General features: G+C 31.3%; 10 protein-coding genes. All 10 read right to left on the bottom strand.

Annotated elements, in window-relative coordinates; all coding sequences use genetic code 11:
- Positions 1-70 precede the first annotated feature (70 nt).
- The 10 genes from AAC053_RS13460 to AAC053_RS13415 all read right to left on the bottom strand — a co-directional run bounded on the left by AAC053_RS13460 (position 71) and on the right by AAC053_RS13415 (position 5385).
- Positions 71-508, bottom strand: coding sequence for a hypothetical protein (locus AAC053_RS13460; RefSeq protein ID WP_339757669.1), 438 nt, complete (start codon positions 506-508; stop codon positions 71-73).
- A gap of 140 nt (positions 509-648) precedes the next feature.
- Complete coding sequence (locus AAC053_RS13455; RefSeq protein WP_339757666.1) at positions 649-945, bottom strand: hypothetical protein; 297 nt, start codon at positions 943-945, stop codon at positions 649-651.
- Between the two features lie 791 nt (positions 946-1736).
- Positions 1737-2120, bottom strand: a complete 384-nt coding sequence (locus AAC053_RS13450) for a hypothetical protein (RefSeq protein ID WP_339757663.1) — start codon at positions 2118-2120, stop codon at positions 1737-1739.
- Between the two features lie 225 nt (positions 2121-2345).
- A complete protein-coding gene (locus AAC053_RS13445) occupies positions 2346-2699 on the bottom strand; it encodes a hypothetical protein (protein WP_339757660.1) in 354 nt (117 codons plus the stop codon).
- A gap of 112 nt (positions 2700-2811) precedes the next feature.
- On the bottom strand, positions 2812-3366 hold the full coding sequence (locus AAC053_RS13440) for a hypothetical protein (protein WP_339757657.1): 555 nt from the start codon (positions 3364-3366) through the stop codon (positions 2812-2814).
- 4 nt (positions 3367-3370) lie between these two features.
- Positions 3371-3844, bottom strand: a complete 474-nt coding sequence (locus AAC053_RS13435; RefSeq protein WP_339757654.1) for a hypothetical protein — start codon at positions 3842-3844, stop codon at positions 3371-3373.
- 2 nt (positions 3845-3846) lie between these two features.
- Entirely contained in the window at positions 3847-4074 is a 228-nt protein-coding gene (locus AAC053_RS13430; RefSeq protein WP_339757651.1) for a hypothetical protein, read from the bottom strand.
- Positions 4075-4089: 15 nt separating this feature from the next.
- Entirely contained in the window at positions 4090-4371 is a 282-nt protein-coding gene (locus tag AAC053_RS13425) for a hypothetical protein (protein ID WP_339757649.1), read from the bottom strand.
- A 182-nt stretch (positions 4372-4553) separates the two neighbouring features.
- Complete coding sequence (locus tag AAC053_RS13420; protein WP_339757647.1) at positions 4554-5075, bottom strand: hypothetical protein; 522 nt, start codon at positions 5073-5075, stop codon at positions 4554-4556.
- Between the two features lie 64 nt (positions 5076-5139).
- Positions 5140-5385: a hypothetical protein gene (locus AAC053_RS13415; protein ID WP_339757643.1), complete on the bottom strand. Its 246-nt coding sequence runs from the start codon at positions 5383-5385 to the stop codon at positions 5140-5142.
- Positions 5386-5429: the final 44 nt, after the last annotated feature.

Raw genomic sequence — 5429 nt, 5'->3', positions numbered from 1 at the left:
TATGTAATCATAGTCCTATTTTACGTCATTTTCTTCAATGAATTTTAATTCCACCGCGCTAGGAGGGGGGTCAACCCTTCAAATATATTATCTTTTCTACCTTAAATGGAAAGTCCAACAAAGGCTCTCGTTCTTCCCAAATTGAAGTGATGTCAGTCTCAGCAATTTCATAAACAGGATCAAATCCATGTCGCTGAAAATCCTGTAAATGATTTTGAGCTTCTGCCAACGGCCATATTCGAAACTTTTCGTCCTTTAAATTATCTGTTATTTGATACTTGAAATCTTTGTATACACAATAAGTACGTACTTGAAATGCAGAATTAATATCCTTTCGCTTGATTGCTAATAGATAAACTTGATCACTATATTCTGTAAAACCAAGGCGTTGAAGTTGGGAATTAGTACAGCCTCTATGAATTAGTAGACAATCTTCTTTGTCTCCATCAACTAATTCATAATAATTATCATTATAAAAGGCAAATGTCCCTGATCGTATATTTATCATTTCTTAACAAATCTTTTTAGTACTTTATTGTAGCTTGCGATTAGCACTTCTGTTCCATCGCTAAATACTTCCACCGCTGGCGCGAGCGACACGCTCGTGCCCGTACCATGGGGTCACAAATTCTGCTAATTTGATATTTTCTAATTTCGGATAAAATATTTTTTGATAAATGTCATATAATAGTCAATTAGCTCAGTACACAAGGTTAATTTCCATTTAGAATCTTGTTCAGGAATACTTTTTAATATTGAATTATATATTAAATAGCCCAGCTGTATTTGATTGTTGTCGTAATAGAGACTCAACTCCAATAAACCTCTATCTTTCGTAAAGTGAATTTTATTTAAATCTTTTACAAAAGAAATCTGGAAATTATTATTGGGTTGATTTTCGTATACAGCATCCATCTCATGCCAATCAGGAAAACTTTTTTTCATTTCACCTCGGATGTAGGTTATGTAGCCTATGTTATCTTTTAATTTTTTTACCATTCTAATTTCCAATATTGATCGTACCGGACAAATTTTGCTGATTTGCCATACTTTTCTTTTACAAAATTTCTTATAAATTCAATTTCCATATCGTAATATGAACCTGCTATAATAATATTTATATTATTGGGGTCATGCGAGAAATAAAAGGTCTTTGATACCTCACATTGGTTTCTTATGAACTTTTCATTAATTTTCCACATTTCACTTCTAGACTCATCAACCAATTTGAAAATCTCCCTCCCTGCTGGCGCGGGCGTCACGCTCGTGCCCGTACCATGCATCTGAACTTTTATCCTTTTCCTCATATTTTCATCATACCTAAATGCATTCCTGCATTATCTATTTTAAAATTATTTCATCATTTTCATAGTTCTTTGCACTACTGTATTTTCAATCCACTGGGTCCGTAACAAATCCTTGTTCCACGGGATTGTTGTGGATATAATCTATTTTTTTAATATTTCAGATTCTTTATTTTCAGATTTAAAACCTCTGAAAACGTATTTAAACCCTTCAATTTTTGCAGCTATTGAATCGGTGATCTCTAGTGTATCACCAGTTTTTTGATAATGTTCTATATGAAGTTTTGCCGAATCAACAACAAGCCATATGCCTAATAAACCAATGACACTGAAAACTAAGGTTAGTAAAAAATATAAAGCCCTTTCTACTAATGATATTTTTTTGCCCTTTAAAAAATGGTCGTTGATTTTAATTTTCTCAATACTTTTATTTTAATAGGTAAACTCTACCGTACTATACTTTTCAAGTTGGTCATTACCAAAAGATAACGGTATTATTTTTCTTATGTTGTCTTCTTTTAAAATACCCAATTGGTACAGAAATATTTCTATTTTTTCATGTTCTTGATCAGGTATATAAAAAGTCTTTTTATATGTTGTTGTACTATCGAACCTAACTAACAATTTTAGATATCGTTTGTCAAACGAATTGCCATTTGGTAAATAGGTAATACTGAACTCTTGTAATGGCTTTAATGGAATAAACACATCTTGTTTTTGAGCTTTACAATAAAATTCTGGCACAAGAAGGAAAAGTATGCCGAGAGTAACGCCTATCATGAAACCAAATGATACTATGTAGTTTAAAGTTTTCACTTTTTTGTAAACTGTGTTTTCTTAAGTATTATTTATTTTCTGCTCATTGTTTATTATTCCTCTTATTTCTGTTACTCATACCCGACTTGCTCAGAACGGCACCAGCCTGCCTTCCGCTGACAGGCGTGACACTCGCACTTGCGAGGTTTTGGCGTAGGTGGCTTTTTCTCCTGATAAAAATATTAAAAGTAAAAAAATAGATATTTTAGTTGTGTTTAAATGTATTTATTCTTGAATCAATTTTTGAACTTCTGAGATAAAAGAATAAATTTTCTCTTTTTTCTCGTTTAAATATCCATTAGCTTCAAGAAACCTATCGTCAATCGATAGAATTTCTAGGTTTGCAGGCTTAAAGTTTGGTTTTTTAAATTGATTCAAGTCATTAATTAGGGTGGAATAGATTATATCATTTAATAGAAATTTTTCTTGAATGTGATTTATTTTTTCAGTTTTACTTTTTGAGCTTAAACTTGATGAGTATAGGTCCAATTTCCATTCAGGTAAACTTTCTAACTTTTCCTTTGATTCAGTCAGTAATTCACTAAGATATTTTTCATATAACTTTTTTAATTTATCCATTATGCAAAAGTTATTCTTTTAGTTATTGAGATATATTTTCATGACTTTGACCATAACTTATATTTACTTTTTCTTCTCCCTATGCTTGCGCTAGCTATTATATTTTTGGTAGTTATGTTTTATATTTTGAAAAGGGGTCTTTTATTATAATATATAGCGATCCGCCTATCAGAAATACTCCGATTGCGTTGAACAACAATCCAAGCAACAAATGGTTATAATGAAATATTATTGTATGCCCATTAATCTTTAAACCGGTTATCTTTTTTTCACCGTCATTATAGTAGAATTGCAATTCAGGGGATTCATTTTTTATCCTTACCAAGGCTTGCTTTAAATTTTCTGTGTTTAACACTCTTTTTCTGATTCCCGGAGCGCCATAATTATCCAAAAAATTTAGCCATGCATCGTAATCGAGTCTATCATTTAATGTTTTATCATTGGTCTTGATTTCTAGCTCAAATTGGGGGCTGGAAATGTTCGATTCAATTTTTATTGTTTTTAAATCATATTCATATCCTTTATAATAACTTTCATTTGTACTGAAGTAAAGGCTTATGTTCATAATACCAGCTAACAAGGGTATAAGACCCATGACCAGATAAATAGGAACACGACCTGCCCAATATTTTGGGAATAAGGATTTGTTTGCCTTTTTTTTATTCATTCAACTACACTATTTCTTCGTCATCCTCTGGAATCAATGGGTTAGGAAGGGGTTTATCTATATTATAATATACCTTGCACGGTACACTTATCTCTCCGTTTTTGTACAATGTTCCCTTAATTGCATTACCACTCAATAATATTTGGCCTTTAAATAAAATTTCCGATTCTCCGTCATAAAAAAAATTCCATTCCATTTCAATTTGGTTGCTTTCTGAAATTTTATATTCGCCAACTGATATTGGACTATTATCATTTTTCAACCTATTTTCAATTCCATTTCTTATTATTTTATTCTTTATAAGTGGAAACTCGTTTTCATTCAATTCTTTTTTACTTTTAAGTGAACGAAATACCTTGTTGTCCTTTAAATAAAAATAGATATAGGCCTCATAATTATTTTTACCATTTTGAACATCATTTTGTATAAATGATTTTATGGATTTAAAGTTTCTATATATTTTGTTTTCAATTTTCATATTTAGTACTTCCGTTTTGTGCTCCAATCCATTTTACTTAAATCTACCTCATCAAGATTCAATATTTTGCCATCTTTAAATTTAACAGTTGTTATACCTCTGTCTCTTAAATATTTAATCTCCTTGGTAAATCCGCTTGGTTCATATAAATAAACCATTAGGATATTCGTTGCCAGGTAAGATGCTCGCGCTAGCGGAGGTAAAGGATAAGTTGTATATAGTTTTTTCATAATTAGTAATTCCAATCAATTATTTTTTTTTCCAAGTGCAAAAAACATCCAACCAACAAAAAGGACCATTCCGAGTATAACATTAATATAATTCTCATTAGCAATTCCTCGAATTATATTATATCCAGCTAAAACCGTAAGCAAAAGAGCACTTTTCCACGTTCCAAAAAAACCATGTTTAGATTTTTTATCGGATTTAGCTTCTGGAACATCCTCATGGACAAAATATTTACACTCCTTTTCAAAAACTGGTGGAGCCGAGGTTAAATCACAAATGATGTTTTTGTCATAGTCCAAGGCTTTATTCTTACACTGATTACAATATTTTAATCGTTCCTTTAAGTTCATTTTGTATTGTAACTATATTTTCACCTCAAGCCTTTATTTACGTCAATGTATTGTAAATTTTGACTTACAACTTACTTACAGGCCAATAGATTTGTTTAACTCATATATTTATAACCTAACATTTTTCACATTTATTTGCTGTATTCTGTTCTTTGTAAATTGTAAGTAAGCGTTAAAAACCTATACGAGCAGGGGGGGGTGGTAATTTCCCAAATGCCATGTATATAAATTATATTTTCCTCAAAATCCCTACTTCCTTTCTTTGCAAAAATTATGAGATAGTAGTTCTGATTTGTTCTTTTTATCGCACCATAGCTAGAAATACCGAATGAATCAGATATATTAGGGATTTTTGCGATAAGGGTGGTTTTGGATAATGGGTGTTGAGTTATTTGTAAAGAGAATTCATAACAAAATGTTTTTAATTCCTTTTCATCAAGAAGTGTGCTTTCAATTAGTTTAAATTGTTTTATTTCACTTTTATCATAGTGTATTAAGTCAATATATATTGGCTTCTTATTCATTCGAAAACAGATTTTTTGCTTCTTCGACCTATTTGGAAATATGATTTCTTGACCAATTGATAGATCGGACTCTTGAAAAGAATCATCCCCTACAACAAAAAAGTTCTCTATTTTTTTTAGTTTTTTCATAATTAGGGTATAACTGTGATTCTTTTCTCCCGCCAAGGAATAAAAGACTCAAATACTGAGCACCTTAATCAGTATGCACTTTCACATCTTGAAACATAAACGGATTTCTGCTAATTAATAAGTCCTTGCCACTTGCGGTAGTTACATTCTTAAGGATTATTTCATCGGTTCTGATATATGGAAATTTCTCCTGATAAGTATCATCCGTCATTTCTTCATTAAAGTCTTTAAAAATGGCTGGCCCTTCGTAGTCTTCCGGATGATTGGTGTCATCTATATGAAGGTTTTCTATGGTAATTTTTTCCGGCATATAGCAGGTGTAGCCAAAATTGTGCTGCCCGGAGTAGGAGCCTC

The organism is uncultured Winogradskyella sp. (assembly GCF_963975125.1).
GTDB lineage: Bacteria > Bacteroidota > Bacteroidia > Flavobacteriales > Flavobacteriaceae > Winogradskyella.
Note: the sequence above shows the minus strand (reverse complement) of the source record. Positions and strands in the feature narration are given on the sequence as shown.

Bases quoted from the DNA above. Each gene is read 5' to 3' on its own strand.
- AAC053_RS13460 (WP_339757669.1), bottom strand. From the start codon at position 508: ATGATAAATATACGATCAGGGACATTTGCCTTTTATAATGATAATTAT.
- AAC053_RS13455 (WP_339757666.1), bottom strand. From the start codon at position 945: ATGAAAAAAAGTTTTCCTGATTGGCATGAGATGGATGCTGTATACGAA.
- AAC053_RS13445 (WP_339757660.1), bottom strand. From the start codon at position 2,699: ATGGATAAATTAAAAAAGTTATATGAAAAATATCTTAGTGAATTACTG.
- AAC053_RS13440 (WP_339757657.1), bottom strand. From the start codon at position 3,366: ATGAATAAAAAAAAGGCAAACAAATCCTTATTCCCAAAATATTGGGCA.
- AAC053_RS13435 (WP_339757654.1), bottom strand. From the start codon at position 3,844: ATGAAAATTGAAAACAAAATATATAGAAACTTTAAATCCATAAAATCA.
- AAC053_RS13430 (WP_339757651.1), bottom strand. From the start codon at position 4,074: ATGAAAAAACTATATACAACTTATCCTTTACCTCCGCTAGCGCGAGCA.
- AAC053_RS13420 (WP_339757647.1), bottom strand. From the start codon at position 5,075: ATGAAAAAACTAAAAAAAATAGAGAACTTTTTTGTTGTAGGGGATGAT.
- AAC053_RS13415 (WP_339757643.1), bottom strand. From the start codon at position 5,385: ATGCCGGAAAAAATTACCATAGAAAACCTTCATATAGATGACACCAAT.